The organism is Acinetobacter sp. YH12144 (genome assembly GCF_013418345.1).
Lineage (GTDB): Bacteria > Pseudomonadota > Gammaproteobacteria > Pseudomonadales > Moraxellaceae > Acinetobacter > Acinetobacter amyesii.
On record NZ_VPCD01000023.1, the window covers coordinates 45,945 to 62,621 of the forward strand.

The following is a 16,677-nucleotide window of genomic DNA, read 5'->3' on the forward strand; positions in this document are numbered from 1 at the left end:
ATTTATTACATGGCCACAATTTTTCATTGAGTGATGATAGTTTACTGTGTAGGCAGATTTTTACTTTGACGGATCAAAGTAACTAAAATCCTTCTCAGGGAAAAGGTACATCCATGTGACCATTACCTTATAGTGACATCCCTGTCGCCAGTCGCGATATTCATTGATGTTTATCATTTGATGAATGAGATACCACTTAATATTTATAACCAATAGAAGGCTTGTAAAGGAGTTTCCCTCTCCTTGTAGGAGAGGGTTAGGGTGAGGTGAATGCAATACGATATTGATGTTATGCCGCAAATAATGGACTAAAACCTTTCTTACGCAGCAGTTTGCGGTACATACTCGAACTGCGGTCCGCAGGGAAATGCGCTTCGATGCTTAAATCTAAGGGTAAATATTCAGGCTTTTGCGATTCAGAGACTAAACGGTCTTCTTCAAATATTTTCAGGTTAAAGTCATAAGCATCTTCGACAGGTAAGTCTTTGTCATAATTGCGGCAAATGGGAGCAAATAGACGGGTGGAGCGGGCAGTCATGGGGGATGCCGCATTCATAATCACTTGCTTGCTGTCGTTTGGAAAATGTATGGTGAGCGTTGCAGTAAAGGGTAGATGAATCTCAAAATGCTGTAGCCATTCAAAGCCATCTTGTCCTCGTTGTTCTAATCCAATTGGGTAGCGCCCAACACTGCTCCAATAGTCTGCATTAAAGCCAGTTGCTGTTTCCGTGGTTTTATAGTCAGGCACTTCTACATTTTCAGGGTCGCCAAAGGTATCAGGATGTACCCAAGCAAAATGCGCGACATCAATAAAGCCTTCAAGCTGACGGCCTGCAAAACATTGAAAATCGACCGTTGGGCACACCAATTGCTGAAACTCGGCTTCATCCCAATATGGCATGACTGGAATGTTTGGCGCAGCATCTTTAGTGGCAGTGAGCGAACACCATATCAGTCCATAGCGCTCAACAGCGGCATAAGTACGTAAGTTAAAGCGAGGTGAAATTTTGTGCTCAGGATGTGCAGGGATGCGGTTGCAATGACCGTGTTCACCAAAGCGTAAGCCATGATAGCGGCAGACTACCCCTAGACCATCATTTTTACCTAAGCTGAGTGGGACGCCGCGGTGAGGGCAGGCATCTTTAGCGACAATCAGTTCTTCTCCCATTTTATAAATGACGAGCGGCATATCTAAAAGCATGGTGCCATAAGGCTGTTCTGTAATGTCTCGAGCGAGTGCAATGGGATACCAAAATTCTGCAAGTAAGTGCCAGTCATGTTCTTCAAAAGTCATATGCACAGGCAAGTCCGGATTAAATGTCGCAATGGCTTTACTGGTCATTTTAGGCTCTGTTTTTATGTAAACTTGCATATTGAGCGAACTAAAAATGTAATGAAATTTCAATTATTGGAATACGAGGAAATAAAAAATAGAACATGCAAATCTGCATCATTCAGAAAAAGAGGGGAATTTGAAAAAAGAAAATAAGACAAAATATGACAAGGACATGAATTCTTACGAATATCAAAGTAGAAATAAATAAGACCAATACTTTGATAAATTTCATTACATGTTGAAAAATAAAGAATTATATTTAAATCAATGTGCAATCATCAATTATCATAAAAGCGTCATAAAGATGTAACCTAACTGTCATACTCTAAAATCAAAATGCGTATATCGAAAAAGTACAAGACTTTATTAGAAAGTGGCGTACTCCAATAAATGCATCAATAAAGAGAGATGAGAATGCGCTTAAATCATATCGCACTTGCTATGGTACTCACTACTGGGGCAACAGTCGCTACAACTGCAAATGCAGCTCGTGACACGATCCAAATTGCTGGTTCTTCAACTGTACTGCCTTATGCAAGTATTGTTGCAGAAGAGTTTGGTAATACATTCCCACAATTTAAAGCACCTGTTGTAGGTTCTGGTGGTACTTCAGGTGGTTTGAAACAATTCTGTAATGGCGTTGGTGATAACACAATTGATGTTGCAAACGCATCTCGTAAAATTAAAGGTACTGAATTGGCTGCATGTAAAAAAGCAGGCGTTAACCAAATCTTAGAAATTAAAGTTGGATATGACGGTATCGTATTTGCTTCAAATGCGAAAAAAGCGGCATTCAAACTTCGCCCACAGCACGTATTTGCTGCACTTGCTGCTGAATTACCTTCAAAAGGTAAATTGGTTGCAAACCCATACACACGTTGGAATCAAATCGACCCAACTTTACCAAACGAAGCAATCACTTTAGTTATTCCTGCATCAAACCATGGTACACGTGAAGTGTTCCAAGAAAAAATGGTCGATGCTGGCTGTGAAACTTATGAAGCTTTCGCAAAATTAGATAAAGATGCTCAGAAAAAAGCATGTTCAACATTCCGTAAAGATGGTCGTGTGATTGAAATCGCAGGCGACTATACAGAGACATTGGCACGCTTAAAAACTTCACCTAACGCTGTAGGTGTATTCGGTCTAGGTTTCTATGACCAAAACCGTGACAAGTTACGTGTAGCAACAGTGAATAATGTAGCGCCATCTGAGAAAACAATTCTGAATGGTTCATACCCAGTATCTCGTCCATTGTTCTTCTATGTAAAGGGTGAGCACTTAAAATCAATTAAAGGCTTAAAAGAGTTCACAGAATTCTTCCTAAGTAAAAAAGTATCAGGTAAAGGTTCTAAGCTAGAAAAAGCAGGCTTAATTTCAATGTCTGACAAAGAACGTGCTGCGGTACTTGCAAACTTCAAAGCGGGTAAAGCAGTTAAATAATTGGATTGAAACAGCCAATGGCAGGGTCGACCTGCCATTGGCTTTTTGCAAAGAAACAGTTTTTTCAAGAAGGGCTTTTGAAAAAACAGTGGAGATTACATGAATCTGCTACTTATTGGTGTGTTGCTCGCAATTATTGCAATCGCTTATCAAGTTGGACTGATCAAAAGTCGCAAACTTGCAGGTAAAGGCAATAACTCAGCAATGTTGCATTCACGACCGGGCTACTATGGTGTTTTGGTCGCTTTATGGTGTGGGATTCCCGCTTTTTTAATCTTGATTGTTTGGAACTTGGTTGAACCGAGTATTTTTCAACACGTTATTTTAAATAATGTCCCTGAAAATATTCGTTTAAGTTTAGATCCTGCAAGCACGAGCGTAATGGTTGACCGCGTTCAAGCGATTGCTTCTGGTTTTGGAGTAAGTGATACGCCAGCTGCATATGAACTTGCAGCAGCAGAACAGTTAAAGAAAATTGAGAACATTGGTTCATTCGCGAAATTAGCAGTTGTAGTAAGTGCGGCATTGATTGGTTTAGTGATGGCTAAACGTCGCATTGCAGAAAAATATCGTGCACGAAACCAAGTTGAAAAAGTTTTAAATGTGGCATTGGCACTATGTTCAGGCGTGGCGATTTTGACCACTGTCGGCATCGTAATGTCGATGTTTAGTGAAGCCATGCGTTTCTTTAGTTTTGTCAGTCCACTAGATTTCTTCTTAGGCACTGAATGGAACCCCGGTTTTAGTACATCAGGGAATGCTGAAGGTAGTTATGGTTTGCTGCCACTCCTTTGGGGCACACTCATGGTTAGTGGAATTGCGCTATTGGTTGCTGTTCCTGTTGGTTTGATGATTGCTATTTACTTGGCTGAATATGCAAAGCCAAGTTTCCGTGCTTGGGCAAAACCGGCCATTGAAGTTCTCGCAGGTATTCCAACGATTGTTTATGGTGTATTTGCCTTAATGATTATTGGACCCTTTGCAAAACAACTTGGCGCATATATCGGACTCGATATTAATGCAACCAGTGCTTTAACAGCAGGCTTTGTGATGGGGATTATGATTATCCCATTTGTTTCATCATTATCTGATGACATCATTACCCAAGTCCCTCGCGCGCTTCGTGACGGTTCACTCGGTTTGGGTGCTACAAAATCAGAAACCATTCGCCAAGTAGTGATTCCAGCTGCATTGCCGGGCATCATCGGTGCATTCTTATTGGCAGCATCTCGTGCAATTGGTGAAACCATGATTGTGGTGCTTGCAGCAGGGAACAGTCCTTTACTGCATATCAACCCACTCGAAGCGGTGTCTACCGTCACTATTACCATCGTAAACCAATTAACAGGTGATACAGACTTTGCGAGTCCTCAAGCATTAGTTGCTTTTGCACTCGGTTTAACACTGTTTGTGATTACCTTAGGGCTGAATATTGTTGCACTGTACATTGTGCGTAAATACCGTGAGCAATACGAATGAGTACTACGAATACATCAAACATGGATCAAAAATTTGATTCACATGCAGCCGCTGAGCTTCGTGAAAAACGTAAGAAAATCATTGAAAACTCATTGGCGAAAAGACACCGTAAAGAAAATACCTTCCGTGTCTTGGGCTTTAGTGCAGTAGTGACTGGCTTATTGTTCGTCGTGCTATTGTTTGGTAGTATTTTAGCCAAAGGTTTACCTGCATTTTGGCAAAGCTCAATGACGGTACCTGTGTTTTTTGATCCAAACATTGTCAAAGTTGGTGCGAAACCAATTCAAAAAGAAGGTGAATCACCTGCACAGTTCCAAGAGCGTTACATTGCTTGGCAAACTGAAATGGGCATGGTGGATTGGAATGCGCTCATCGTAAATGGCATCATAGCAAAAGATCCAGCGATTGCCTCACAACGTGATGATCTCAACAGTTTATATACAAGTTCAGAAGCTTATCGCTTACGTGACATGGTAATGGCAGATCCGTCATTGATTGGTCAAAAACAAGATTTTAAAATCCTTGCAGATGCTAATGTCGATGTCTGGTTGGCTGGTAATATTGACCGCAGCTTGCCTGATGAACAGCAACAATTGAGCCCAGAAGTACGCCAACTTGCAGATAAACTTAAAGCTGATGGTGTTATTACTAACTCATTTAATACTGAAATATTTAAGAATCCAGACTCTCGTAGCTCACCTGCAACTTCAGGTTTAGCTGGGGCGTTTATGGGGTCGTTATTTATGATGCTGATCGTGATCATTATTTCAATTCCAATCGGTGTAGCATCCGCAATTTACTTAGAAGAATTTGCACCTAAAAACTGGATTACCGATGTTGTCGAAGTCAACATTAACAACTTAGCAGCGGTTCCTTCGATTGTCTTTGGTTTGCTTGGTGCAGCGATCTTTATTGGTTGGATGCATATGCCGCTTTCGGCTCCTGTGGTTGGTGGTTTAGTCTTAAGTTTGATGACTTTGCCAACGGTCATTATTACCACACGTGCTTCACTAAAAGCTGTTCCTCCATCGATCCGTCAAGCCGCTTTAGGTTTGGGTGCATCACGTTTACAAACTGTATTTCACCACGTCTTGCCACTGGCATTACCAGGTATCTTAACCGGTGCCATTATTGGTGTTGCGCAAGCCCTAGGAGAAACTGCTCCATTATTATTGATTGGTATGAGTGCCTTTGTGGCAAGTGTACCAGCCACTCCTTTAGATCAATCCACTGCATTACCTGTACAAATTTTCCTTTGGCAAGGTAATGAGCTACGTAACTTCTTTGAAGGACGTACCGCAGCAGCAATCATTGTACTTCTTGCTCTCATGATCGGCTTAAACAGTTTAGCCATCTGGTTACGTAAGAAATTTGAAGTACGCTGGTAATTGAGGGCATTATATGAATAGCGTCATTACAACTGAAAAGAATTCCTTAGATCAGGATAAGTCCGTGAATCCAGAACAAACACAATTTACCTCTGCACAGGGCAGCCAAAAGCAAACCAATACTGCGTTTGTGTCACAATTCGATACGCAATCTAGCGCGAAAAAAGATGCGAAATCGACCAATGTGAAAATCAGTACCAATGATGTGCATGTGTACTATGGTGAATCTGAAGCGATCAAAGGCATTGATCTGAACATTTATGAAAATGAAGTGATTGCCTTTATTGGACCGTCTGGTTGTGGTAAGTCAACTTTCCTACGTACGCTCAACCGTATGAATGACACGATTGATTCTTGTCGTGTGACAGGGCAAGTGCTTATGGATAATCAAGATATCTATGATCCAAATCTCGATGTGGTGTTACTGCGTGCCCAAGTGGGTATGGTTTTCCAAAAGCCGAACCCATTCCCAAAGTCTATTTTTGACAATGTCGCTTATGGTCCAAAATTGCATGGTTTGGCACGTGACAAATACGACATGGAAGAAATTGTTGAAAATAGTCTGCGTAAAGCAGGCCTTTGGGATGAAGTGAAAGACCGTTTGAACCAACCGGGTACAGGACTTTCAGGTGGTCAGCAGCAACGTCTATGTATTGCGCGAACCATTGCTGTCAGTCCTGAAGTGATTTTAATGGATGAACCTTGTTCAGCACTCGATCCAATTGCAACAGCAAAAGTAGAAGAGCTCATCACTGAACTTTCAGCGCAATATACCATTGCGATTGTGACACACTCGATGCAACAAGCAGCGCGTGTTTCTGACCGTACCGCATATTTCCATTTGGGTGATTTAATTGAAGTGAATTCCACTGAAAAAGTCTTTACCCAACCGGATCATCAGCTTACAGAAGCCTATATTACCGGTCGTTTTGGTTAATCTAGACTGTTTGAAAATAGAGCCGAAAGGCTCTTTTTTTATGAAGTCAATAATTAGGTAGAAAAGGATTGATAGAAATAAAAAGCTCAATTTGACTCAATGAGAATTATTTTCAAAAAATAGATTGAATTTTTGTGATGTAACCCACATGTTATACAACATAAATATGAATTAAATGAGTTTCAATTTTATGCTATTTCATAATCCCAAGTTGCCTGCGGAAATTCGTGTAAGCCACTTAAATGCACGTATCAATGAACAACGAAAAAAAATTGCGCAAACGACTGCATCTAAACTTGAGCTGCTGCAACTAAGCCAACAATTATCAAAAGAAGCGCGCGCACGTAAAAAGAATAACCAAAAAATTTATGTAATCGATTTTAATGGTGATACCGCTGCATCTGCGGTAACGAGTCTACGTGAAGAAATTACCCTGATCTTAGCGACAGCAAAAGCAGGACGTGACCGCGTGGTTTTACGTTTAGAAAGTCCAGGCGGGATGGTGCATGGCTATGGTCTGGCCGCTGCACAATTGGTACGTTTACGTGATGCTGGATTTAACTTAACCATTTGCGTGGATAAAGTTGCTGCAAGTGGTGGCTATATGATGGCCTGCATTGCAAATGAAATCGTTTCAGCACCATTTGCTGTGGTGGGTTCGATTGGCGTGGTTGCACAAGTGCCAAACTTTAACCGTTTATTGAAAGAAAAACATATCGATTTTGAACTGTATACAGCAGGTCAGTTCAAACGTACCGTCACTATGTTTGGTGAAAATACGGCTGAAGGTAAAGCCAAATTTGAAGAAGAGTTGCAGCAAACGCATAACTTGTTTAAACACTTTGTTGAAAAATACCGTCCTCAGCTTAATGTCGATAAAGTTGCAACAGGTGAGCATTGGTATGGTCAAGATGCCATTGATCTTAATCTAGTCGATAAGCTCCAAACGTCAGATGAATATCTGTTAAGTCTCATGCCACAACATGATGTATATATGATTGAAACCCGCAAAAAGCCAACGCTTGGTGAGAAGTTAGGCTTACAAGCAGCACAAATTGCGGACTCATTGGTGCCTGCAGTCATGTCTAAAGTGATGGAGTCATTGAGCAAAGCCAATTCGAGCCTCGTGCAGTTGCGTGACCCTAAACTCTAAAATTGTTTTTGTTATGAAGCATTTAAAGCCCACTTTGGTGGGCTTTTTTTATGGAAAAATAAACGAATGTGTTAGATTGCTTTATAAATGAAATATTGACCGAAATCATGTCTAATTTTTTGATTATTCTAGGCTTAATTCTATTTTTCTTTTGTTTTTTGGGTTTATTGCAACTTTAGTGGTGTACTTGCCAAAAGCTGAAAAAGAAGGGGAAAAATGGGTAGTCTTGCCATTTGTGGTGATGGGCTTAATGTTAGTGTTTGGAGGGATGTCTTATCATTTTGGCATGTCGATGAAAAAAGAAAAGCCAATGGTACTTTCAAAAGCATGTGCTGTAGTGGTGGGCTATAAGCATTATGAAAACTGTAGTGGTCGAGCTCAGACGCGTTGCAATCCTTATGAAAAAATTTTATTAAAATTTGAAGGTTCAGCCTATACCCGTGATATGCGCTTTGATGCATATTTAGCACGTAAAAGTGCGAATGAAAAAGTCTGTTTTCGCTTTTATGACCGCTTTCAATATTCACATTTAAAGAGTTCAAATATTGTTGAGTGGCTTGCGCCTTAACATATCATCTCGGGGCATCATGTTTAGCTTTATGGTTTTGATAGGTTTACTGAGTTTAGTGATCGTCCCATTTTTGACGATCATTTTTATCGTGCCCAAGTTAAAGGATAAAAATCATCGGGATACTTTTCCATTTTATGCTTTGCTTCTTATGCTTTGCTTCCGGGCTGTTTAATTTTAGCTTTGGCTGCGTATTTAAAAGAAGAAAAAGTGATTTTACCGTCACAAACATGCGGTGTTGTACAGTTCTATAAGACCTATTCAATTAAGCATGATCATTTTGAGCGGATTACGATTTTATTTGATGGCCGAAAATATAATCGGCACCTGCGATTTGATGACACTATTCTTCGTAAAAATAAAGGTGAATATGTCTGTTTTGAATACTTAGATAAGTTTGAACACCCCGATTTAGCTGAATCTAAAATATTAAAATGGGTTGATCGCTAGTTCGGTTTATCGCAGCGGGTTGAGGAAATTGAACACATGATGGTATTGCTGTTTATTTTAGGTGGTGTCATTTGCCTAATGGTTTGGCCTTGGCTATATTTGCTGCATTTTCAAAGTGTGAAAAAATCTGTGCTGAAACAGTATGCTGCGCTGTTTGGCCCAGCAGCAACACTGTTGGCAGGCTATATTTATTGTTCATCACTACAGGCAGATGTTCGCTCTGAAGCCTGCGGCACTGTTGTGGCCTATCAGAGTTATATGAGTAGCGGAAATATAAATAAAAGACAGCCTTTTGAGCGGGTTGAAATTTTAGTGAATCATACAAAATATACACGGCATTTTCGTATAGATGATGATCTACAAAAAATGCCAGCGGGAGCAAAAGCGTGCTTTCAGTATTATGACCGAAAATTGAATCCGCAAATGTCAGATTCAATCTTAATTCAATGGACTGCTTAAATGCTTAAGGTGAAAAGTATTCAGACTTTTGCTGAACGTTATTTAATAGATTTTGATGTCATTAAACAAATACCACCAGTGATCATCGCACCAAGTGTTGCGAGCAGCATATCTTTATGCGCATCCCAAATATCACCTTGTTGCCCATTATAATTTTCAGCTTCTTCTGGTGATAAGCCAATGGCAATCAGCCATTCGATCCATTCATAAAATAAACTGGTCGCCATGACGAACTGTACGACCAATAAAAAGAGTGTTCCGGCTTTTAACTGCGGTAGCCAGATTTGAAATATGCGATAAAAGAACGGGTAGAGCAGCAATCCATAGGCAAGGTGTACAAGCCGATCATACATATTCCGAGACCATCCCATGCTTTGGTCAAGGTTGAAACCGAAGAGAGCTTGTGTCCATTCAGAATAAGGCACATAAGAATATAAATAATGGGCACCGATGACATGAATCAGTAAAAAGCCAAGATACAGGCAAACAGTTGCGAAACTTAGCCCTATTTTATAGAGGAAAACGAGCAGCACGATCAGCATAAACGCTGTGCCAATTTGATGGAGTATATACGCTTCCATTTCTAAAGGTTGGATACTGGCGATCGCAATAGCAAGAGTTAATAACGCAAAAGCTAAGATGTGCTTAAGTTTTAATTTGAAATCAATCATGAAAAGGCAAAGCTCAAATTTTTTATCGGTGTGCAATGTTTATAATTCGCGGCAAGTATAGCCATAATGCGATGAAAGGTGTTAGTTCGCCGGCGTTAGAATTTGTGCATTATTTTTTCAAATGTCATCAGCTAGCAACTAGGGATAAGTATTTTCAAAAAGATTGTATTAAACTCAGATGTATATCGAAGTTTATGTATTTGGAAGTAACTATGGCCGTTGTTGAGGCATTTATTGCGACTCAAAATTGTTATTTTAACTATGAGTTTGAAGAACTTAATTTAACAGATGATTTTCCAGAAGAGCTCTCTGTATCTTTGCGGGGCATGATGTTTCGCCATGAAATTCAGTATCCCAATGCCACATATTATATTTATTACTCAGATGTTTTAACGGGTTGTGAATTACAGCGAATGAAAGATGATTGGGCGAAATATTGCCCTGCAGAATAAAATTGCGTCTAAATTTTCTATCTCCTTATAGGAGATGAGAATCCTCAGAATATATTCTGAGTTCGCAAGGGAGAGTTGGATAGTCTCATCTCCTTGCGGAGCATGCTCCTCATCTCAAAGAGAGCAGAAGTATTATAAATAAAAAACGAGGCATGAAGCCTCGTTTTTTTTGATCTATCTAAAATTAGATTTTAGAAATAAGATCTTTAATGTTTGCTGCTTGAGTTGATGCATTACCTGTATATGTTGCAGGTGTCATTTCTGCAAGACGCGCACGGTCAGCAGCTGGAACAGCTTCTAATTCGTTACCATTTACGAAATCAACCATCATTTCGCGAGTCATTGCTTGACCACGAGTTAGGGCTTTAAGTTTTTCGTAAGGTTTTTCAACTGCATAACGACGCATAACAGTTTGAATCGGTTCCGCAAGTACTTCTTGCGCATGGTCAAGGTCTTCAAGAATACGTTGAGCATTCAATTCAAGTTTACCAATACCTTTAGAGCAAGCTTCAAAAGCGATCAAGCTTTGTGCAAAACCAACACCCATGTTACGAAGCACAGTTGAGTCAGTTAAGTCACGCTGCCAACGAGATACAGGAAGTTTTTCACCAAGGTGAGCCAATACCGCATTCGCAATACCCAAGTTGCCTTCAGAGTTTTCGAAGTCAATTGGGTTAACTTTATGTGGCATTGTTGAAGAACCAACTTCGCCTTCTTTCAAACGTTGTTTGAAGAAACCAAGTGAGATGTAGCCCCAAACGTCACGGTTAAAGTCGATCAAAATGGTGTTGAAACGACGTAGCGCATCAAAAAGTTCCGCCATGTAGTCATGTGGTTCGATTTGAGTGGTGTACGGGTTAAATTCTAAACCTAATGATTCAACAAATGCTTGTGAATGCGCAGGCCAGTTAATTTCAGGGTAAGCAGAGTAGTGCGCGTTGTAGTTACCTACTGCACCATTGATTTTACCAAGTAATTCAACTTGTTTGAATTGTTTGATTTGACGTGCAAGGCGGTAAGCCACGTTCGCCATTTCTTTACCCAAAGTTGTTGGGCTTGCAGTTTGACCATGTGTACGAGACAACATTGGTTGTTCAGCGTGTTGTTCAGCCAAAGCAACGATTGAATCGATGATTTGCTGCATTGCTGCAACTAAAACTTCACGGCCATTTTTAAGCATTAAAGCATGAGACAAGTTGTTGATGTCTTCAGATGTACATGCAAAGTGAATGAATTCTCCAGCATTTTTAAGCTCATCGATATGTGCGATTTGCTCTTTTAAGAAGTACTCCACTGCTTTTACATCATGGTTTGTTGTACGTTCAATTTCTTTAATGCGGTTTGCATTGTCTTCAGAGAAGTTCGCAACAATTGCATCAAGCGCAGCGTTAGTTTCAGCACTGAACGCTGGAACTTCAGTGATTTCAGGACGGTTTGCAAGCGCTTGTAACCAACGCACTTCAACAGTCACACGAGCATGGATTAAACCAAACTCAGAGAGGAAGGGACGTAGAGCATCACATTTGCTTGCGTAACGTCCATCTAATGGAGAAAGTGCGGTTAAAGCGTTCATAGCGATTCCTTAAATTTTGGAATTAAACGTAAAACAAAAAGCCCGTACTGCATCAGTTAAACCACCTGATACTGTAAACGGGCAAGATCTTGAATATCTTGTAGTAGCTTGCGCTTACTGAAAATCATACCCCATGAGCTACCACCGAGCTGACGCCATAAATGTGCCATTTGTAAGCCGGTAAATAAGGTGGCGCGAATGCGATTGGTATGAGAAGTGTCTTTAAATGCTTCGGCATTACCACGAACCATAATACGTGGATTAATTTGGCCTGCAGTTTCAATATAGGTTTGCGCTAAATTGGCAATGATACTTGGATGTAAATAATTATTATCAAAAAAGGAAAGCTGTCTTAGAATTTTTTGTTGGGATTGTTCAATGGTTTCGACAAATTTAGGATTGCTATAGACTTTCTTTTCTAACTGCAATAACGCCATCGCATACGTCATGGGTAGCTTAGTATTGGCAAGTTTAGGAAGTCTAGATTTGGGAGATGTATTGAAGGGTTGAGTAATGCTACTTTCTAAGGTTTTTAATCCCAGCGAAATATCCGCCAAGCCACTAAAAAAATCAAGCGTCTGACTAGACTGATTCGACTTAGGACGGATATTTAAACTGGCTTTAATGAGATGTTCAAAATAAAAGTTACCGCTTTCCCCGATACTCTGTTGCCCAGTCAATGCAGTCATGTGGGTCAGCTGTGTCGCTTGAAAAACAGCAGCTAACGCCAATGCACGATTTTGGCGAGTATTCAGAGTCTGAGGCTGTTGAAACGGTAACTCTGTCATCCGAAACAATCCTTATTCAATAAAATCCGGTTTAGGCGCATTGGTATGATGAATCACACCACCCCCTAAACAAACTTCACCGGTGTAGAACACCACACTTTGACCCGGTGTAACAGCACGTTGTGGCTCATCGAATTCGACACGCACACCATTTGGCGCTGTAGGGTCTTTAAATATTGTACAGTCTTGGTCAGGCTGACGATAACGAGTTTTCGCTGTGCAGCGGAAGCCTGATTCAGGAATCTCTTGTTCACCAGCCACCCAATCAATCGCTTCAGACCATAAAATGGTGCTTTGCATGAGTGGATGTTCATGACCTTGACCAACGACTAGGCGATTACCTTCGATATCTTTATGCAGTACAAACCAAGCGCCTTCTTCAGCACCTTTTAGACCACCAAGACCGATGCCACCACGTTGGCCGAGCGTATAGTACATTAAGCCGTGATGTTCACCAACCTCTTTACCCGTGTCTAGGACGATTTTTCCGGGTTGAGCAGGTAAATATTGCTTTAAGAAGTCATTAAATCGACGTTCGCCAATAAAGCAAATTCCTGTTGAATCTTTTTTCTTCGCGGTGATTAGACCTAATTCTTCAGCGATTTTACGCACTTGTGGTTTTTCAATTTCACCCACAGGGAACAAAGTTTTGTTAATTTCACGACCATGCACTGCATGTAGGAAATAGGTTTGGTCTTTGTTGTTGTCTAGACCACGCAGTAGAGGGGCATACTCTTCACCACGTGAATTTTTTAGCGTTTCACCACGGCGGCAATAGTGGCCTGTCGCAATAAAGTCAGCACCTAAGTTCACAGCATGGTCGAGAAATGCACGGAATTTAATTTCTTTATTGCAGAGAATATCTGGGTTTGGTGTACGACCTGCGGCATATTCTTCTAAGAAATGCTCAAAGACACGGTCCCAATATTCCATCGCAAAGTTTGCGGTATGAAGTTTGATTCCAATTTTGTCACAAACGGCTTGAGCATCGGCAAGATCTTCCATTGCCGTACAGTATTCCGTGCCGTCATCTTCTTCCCAGTTTTTCATGAAAAGACCTTCAACTTGATAACCTTGTTGAAGTAAAAGTGCTGCAGATACAGAAGAATCTACACCACCAGACATACCGACGATGACACGTTGTTGCATAGGATTAAGCATCCAAATTTGAAATTAAGGGAGAATTTTGGTGCTCGTAAATGAGCGATAAAGGAAATTTTTGACCTGAAAGAGCATCTTGCACAGCTTTGATGACTAATGGACTACGCGCACGGGCAGACTCAATGAGTTCATCAAGCGTCATCCATACTGCACCGACAATACCTGTGTCTAACTGTGCATCGGCATGGTGCTGAATGTCTTTAGCTAAGAAACAGAAACGGAAATAAGTACGATCAGGGAACATCGGGGGAGTATAAGTATACATGCCTAGAAAGTTCGTGATTTCTACATCGTGACCTGTTTCTTCCATGGTTTCTCGAATGGCTGCTTCAATGATGGTTTCGCCAGCTTCGACATGACCTGCTGGTTGATTAAATACAGTATGGGTCACACCTTCTGTATGTTCTTCAACAAATAGGAATTTTCCGTCTTTTTCAACGACTGTCGCAACAGTGACGTGAGCAGTCCAAGCGGTCATAGAAAAGCACCATGGGGTAAAAACGCTATTCTACAAAATTTAGGGAGCGGTGGCTATGATGGGAGATGAATTCTTTGGAGAGATATTTTTTAGCGTAGAAATTTATGGAACACTGTTTCATAAATAGGGTTGGAAACAATGAATCATAAAAAGCCCTGAACAGTTGATATAGGCTTTTTTTGTAATATGGATATGATTAATATTAAAAAATAATTAATACATGCACTATTTCAATTGTTACTTTCAATTGCCATTTCATAAGAACCCTGAAATTGGAACTTCATTGTTTCATCTGTAGTCGAGTTAATGAATTTTTCCATTTGTTCTTTATACTCACCATGTCCTGATTTATACATAGCTAATAAATATCCCCATTTAGCATACGGATAGGCTGGATCATCTTTGGGGATAGTCTTTAATTCATTCCTTATACCTTCTGCTACTTTACTCTGACAAGATCGCAGGTCATTTTGCGGATATTTCAAAATTTGCATTAGTTCACAGTGCTTAAATAATTTAGCTTGAGTTGGTCTCTCATTGAGTTGTTTCTTATTTAATTCATAAGCCTCTTGATACATTTCTAAAGAGAGATAAATATTCATTTCTATTTTTTCTCGCTCATTTTGAGCTTGGATTTTTTTTACGTCTAATAAAATATTTTTTAATTTTTCTTTAGATTTAGGGCTATGAATGTCTATATCATTCATTAATGTTCTGTATTTTTGGATGATAATATCATCTGATAGGGATATTTTTTGTTCTTCTACAACTTCATTTTTCTTTGGAATCTCTTGTACATTAGAGCATCCAGTTATAGTGAAAACTGTACTAAAAAGAATAGTTAAAATTAGATATTTTTTCATGAAATATGTCTAGCAGCCGAAGTTAAAGTGAATGTATGTGTTGTAAATCTTGGATTTGGATAAATTATTCCGCCATCTAATTTGGCTTCATATCCCATTTGCATTTCAACTTTAATTAAAGACAAATTGGGCTCCGGAAGAAGAATTGTTCCTGATCCAACTAGTTCTTTCCCCTTTTCAGTATTCCAGACACCATTCCCTATTTCTAAATTTTTTTGTGAGAGTAGTTTAAAATCTCTTGCTTTTTCTCTAAATATTTTTACTGAAACAAAAGGTTTAATTTTAGCATCTCCTTTTAATGGAGGGGCTATATAGGAAACTGTTATAAATAATTCACGACCCTTTAAAATATAGCTAACAATATATTCACAAGTCCCAGAAATAGCTTGAGAAACAACTCCTACCCAACCTTTTTATCCTCATCATAAGGAAGAATTAAATTTTTGAATTTCACGTATTGTGTTCTATTTTGTTCTATATAATAATTTTCTTTGTTACGGCTAAAATTGTTTGCCAAATTATTACTTTGTTGAGATGTTGTCTGAAAATTTAAGACGGATGAATTACTAGGACCACCACTAGCTCCAACTACATGTACTTGCTTAGGGAGTAAGGTAGCACCACAAGTGAACTTATCGCCTACATAAGCTACAGCCTTGCCATCAAAAATAACGTGGTCATTACTTTTAATTAACGTAGACCAAGTTTTACATTTCGGACATGCGAAACCATCTCCAGCACGAAGAAAAAGATTCCCCATCTGTGAACTTCTGAACTGAGTGGATATGACTGTTCCTCCGTGGCTCGTTGTAGACCCATGAATGCCGAATCCTTTAGACATTTTTTGAGTCTCCAATTGTTGTAGTCATAAAGCCTATAGGGGGTATCGCATCATGATATAAGCGTAATACATGAGATGTAATTGGACTATCAATAATTTCATCGCCATTTTCTAAAAATGAACCGATTAGAGCGGCTGATCGACCATCTACATTGAAAAGCGATCCTGCGCCAGAGATAACTTTTGCTGTTGAACCATCTAAGTATATGGCTTCATCATCTATCAATGCCAATGATATCCCTTGGACTTTAAAAGTATGATTTGATGCCCGAACAAGTCCACCATTTTTAGTTTTTGCACCGTTAAATGCTACATAATATTTTGTGTGAGGCTTATGATTCCAATATAGTTGTTCTGCCTCATGAATTTTTTTTATATCTTCTTTTGAAAGCTTTTGTAGCTGCTCTTTTGGCAGTTGATGCAAAAAAGTAGGGCTAGTCATACTATGTCCAAATATTGTAATTATATTCGAGCTTAACAAAATAAGATGACTAAACAAAATAAGATGACTAATAGATTTCTTTCATAAGTCATTTTTCACTCAGCTCCAAGTTATAAATTCCAGCAATTAGATTGAATCTTAATGCTAGTCTTTTGCCTCGATTGCGATATCGCTCAGCAAGAATTTTGAAGGTTT

18 protein-coding genes and 1 pseudogene are annotated in these 16,677 nt (G+C 39.6%); 9 read left to right on the forward strand and 10 right to left on the reverse strand.

Features of this window, described 5'->3' with window-relative positions:
• Window positions 1–289 precede the first annotated feature (289 nt).
• Window positions 290–1,342 (reverse strand): Rieske 2Fe-2S domain-containing protein, encoded by a 1,053-nt coding sequence (locus tag FTU79_RS14165; protein WP_180050889.1) that lies wholly within the window; start codon window positions 1,340–1,342, stop codon window positions 290–292.
• Between the two features lie 408 nt (window positions 1,343–1,750).
• On the opposite strand from FTU79_RS14165, the gene FTU79_RS14170 reads away from it, so the two are divergent.
• The 8 genes from FTU79_RS14170 (at window position 1,751) to FTU79_RS14205 (ending at window position 9,213) form a co-directional block, all read left to right on the forward strand.
• Window positions 1,751–2,779, forward strand: a complete 1,029-nt coding sequence (locus FTU79_RS14170) for a substrate-binding domain-containing protein (RefSeq protein WP_180009604.1) — start codon at window positions 1,751–1,753, stop codon at window positions 2,777–2,779.
• Between the two features lie 99 nt (window positions 2,780–2,878).
• Window positions 2,879–4,258 (forward strand): phosphate ABC transporter permease subunit PstC, encoded by a 1,380-nt coding sequence (gene pstC / locus FTU79_RS14175; RefSeq protein ID WP_180050891.1) that lies wholly within the window; start codon window positions 2,879–2,881, stop codon window positions 4,256–4,258.
• Window positions 4,255–5,646, forward strand: coding sequence for a phosphate ABC transporter permease PstA (gene pstA, locus FTU79_RS14180; RefSeq protein WP_180009606.1), 1,392 nt, complete (start codon window positions 4,255–4,257; stop codon window positions 5,644–5,646). The genes pstC and pstA overlap by 4 nt, the downstream gene beginning before the upstream one ends.
• A 13-nt stretch (window positions 5,647–5,659) precedes the next feature.
• Window positions 5,660–6,583: a phosphate ABC transporter ATP-binding protein PstB gene (pstB, locus tag FTU79_RS14185; RefSeq protein WP_218945478.1), complete on the forward strand. Its 924-nt coding sequence runs from the start codon at window positions 5,660–5,662 to the stop codon at window positions 6,581–6,583.
• Window positions 6,584–6,773: 190 nt separating this feature from the next.
• On the forward strand, window positions 6,774–7,736 hold the full coding sequence (gene sohB, locus FTU79_RS14190) for a protease SohB (protein WP_078190186.1): 963 nt from the start codon (window positions 6,774–6,776) through the stop codon (window positions 7,734–7,736).
• Window positions 7,737–7,923: 187 nt separating this feature from the next.
• Complete coding sequence (locus FTU79_RS14195; RefSeq protein WP_257224321.1) at window positions 7,924–8,304, forward strand: hypothetical protein; 381 nt, start codon at window positions 7,924–7,926, stop codon at window positions 8,302–8,304.
• A gap of 156 nt (window positions 8,305–8,460) precedes the next feature.
• Window positions 8,461–8,754, forward strand: coding sequence for a hypothetical protein (locus tag FTU79_RS14200; protein ID WP_257224322.1), 294 nt, complete (start codon window positions 8,461–8,463; stop codon window positions 8,752–8,754).
• Between the two features lie 36 nt (window positions 8,755–8,790).
• On the forward strand, window positions 8,791–9,213 hold the full coding sequence (locus FTU79_RS14205) for a hypothetical protein (RefSeq protein ID WP_180050894.1): 423 nt from the start codon (window positions 8,791–8,793) through the stop codon (window positions 9,211–9,213).
• Window positions 9,214–9,251: 38 nt separating this feature from the next.
• Here the strand turns inward: FTU79_RS14205 and FTU79_RS14210 are convergent, their stop codons facing one another.
• Window positions 9,252–9,884, reverse strand: coding sequence for a DUF2238 domain-containing protein (locus FTU79_RS14210; RefSeq protein ID WP_180050897.1), 633 nt, complete (start codon window positions 9,882–9,884; stop codon window positions 9,252–9,254).
• Window positions 9,885–10,096: 212 nt separating this feature from the next.
• Between FTU79_RS14210 and FTU79_RS14215 the strand changes: the two genes are divergently transcribed.
• Complete coding sequence (locus FTU79_RS14215; RefSeq protein ID WP_180004910.1) at window positions 10,097–10,336, forward strand: hypothetical protein; 240 nt, start codon at window positions 10,097–10,099, stop codon at window positions 10,334–10,336.
• 184 nt (window positions 10,337–10,520) lie between these two features.
• Here FTU79_RS14215 and purB read toward each other — a convergent pair whose 3' ends face one another.
• From purB to FTU79_RS14255, 8 genes and pseudogenes are all read right to left on the reverse strand, one after another.
• Window positions 10,521–11,909 carry an adenylosuccinate lyase gene (purB, locus tag FTU79_RS14220; protein ID WP_168379206.1) on the reverse strand — a complete coding sequence of 463 codons (1,389 nt, stop codon included), beginning with the start codon at window positions 11,907–11,909 and terminating at the stop codon, window positions 10,521–10,523.
• A gap of 56 nt (window positions 11,910–11,965) precedes the next feature.
• Window positions 11,966–12,697 carry a high frequency lysogenization protein HflD gene (gene hflD / locus FTU79_RS14225; protein WP_218945479.1) on the reverse strand — a complete coding sequence of 244 codons (732 nt, stop codon included), beginning with the start codon at window positions 12,695–12,697 and terminating at the stop codon, window positions 11,966–11,968.
• Between the two features lie 12 nt (window positions 12,698–12,709).
• Window positions 12,710–13,846, reverse strand: coding sequence for a tRNA 2-thiouridine(34) synthase MnmA (gene mnmA / locus FTU79_RS14230; RefSeq protein ID WP_168379207.1), 1,137 nt, complete (start codon window positions 13,844–13,846; stop codon window positions 12,710–12,712).
• Between the two features lie 4 nt (window positions 13,847–13,850).
• A complete protein-coding gene (locus FTU79_RS14235; protein ID WP_180035327.1) occupies window positions 13,851–14,336 on the reverse strand; it encodes an NUDIX hydrolase in 486 nt (161 codons plus the stop codon).
• Window positions 14,337–14,566: 230 nt separating this feature from the next.
• On the reverse strand, window positions 14,567–15,199 hold the full coding sequence (locus FTU79_RS14240) for a hypothetical protein (RefSeq protein WP_218945480.1): 633 nt from the start codon (window positions 15,197–15,199) through the stop codon (window positions 14,567–14,569).
• Window positions 15,200–15,599: 400 nt separating this feature from the next.
• Window positions 15,600–16,040: a PAAR domain-containing protein gene (locus FTU79_RS14245; protein ID WP_180050900.1), complete on the reverse strand. Its 441-nt coding sequence runs from the start codon at window positions 16,038–16,040 to the stop codon at window positions 15,600–15,602.
• Window positions 16,033–16,482, reverse strand: coding sequence for a PAAR domain-containing protein (locus FTU79_RS14250; protein ID WP_180050904.1), 450 nt, complete (start codon window positions 16,480–16,482; stop codon window positions 16,033–16,035). The genes FTU79_RS14245 and FTU79_RS14250 overlap by 8 nt, the downstream gene beginning before the upstream one ends.
• A gap of 88 nt (window positions 16,483–16,570) precedes the next feature.
• Window positions 16,571–16,677: pseudogene (locus tag FTU79_RS14255) on the reverse strand (IS5/IS1182 family transposase); the annotation flags it as partial.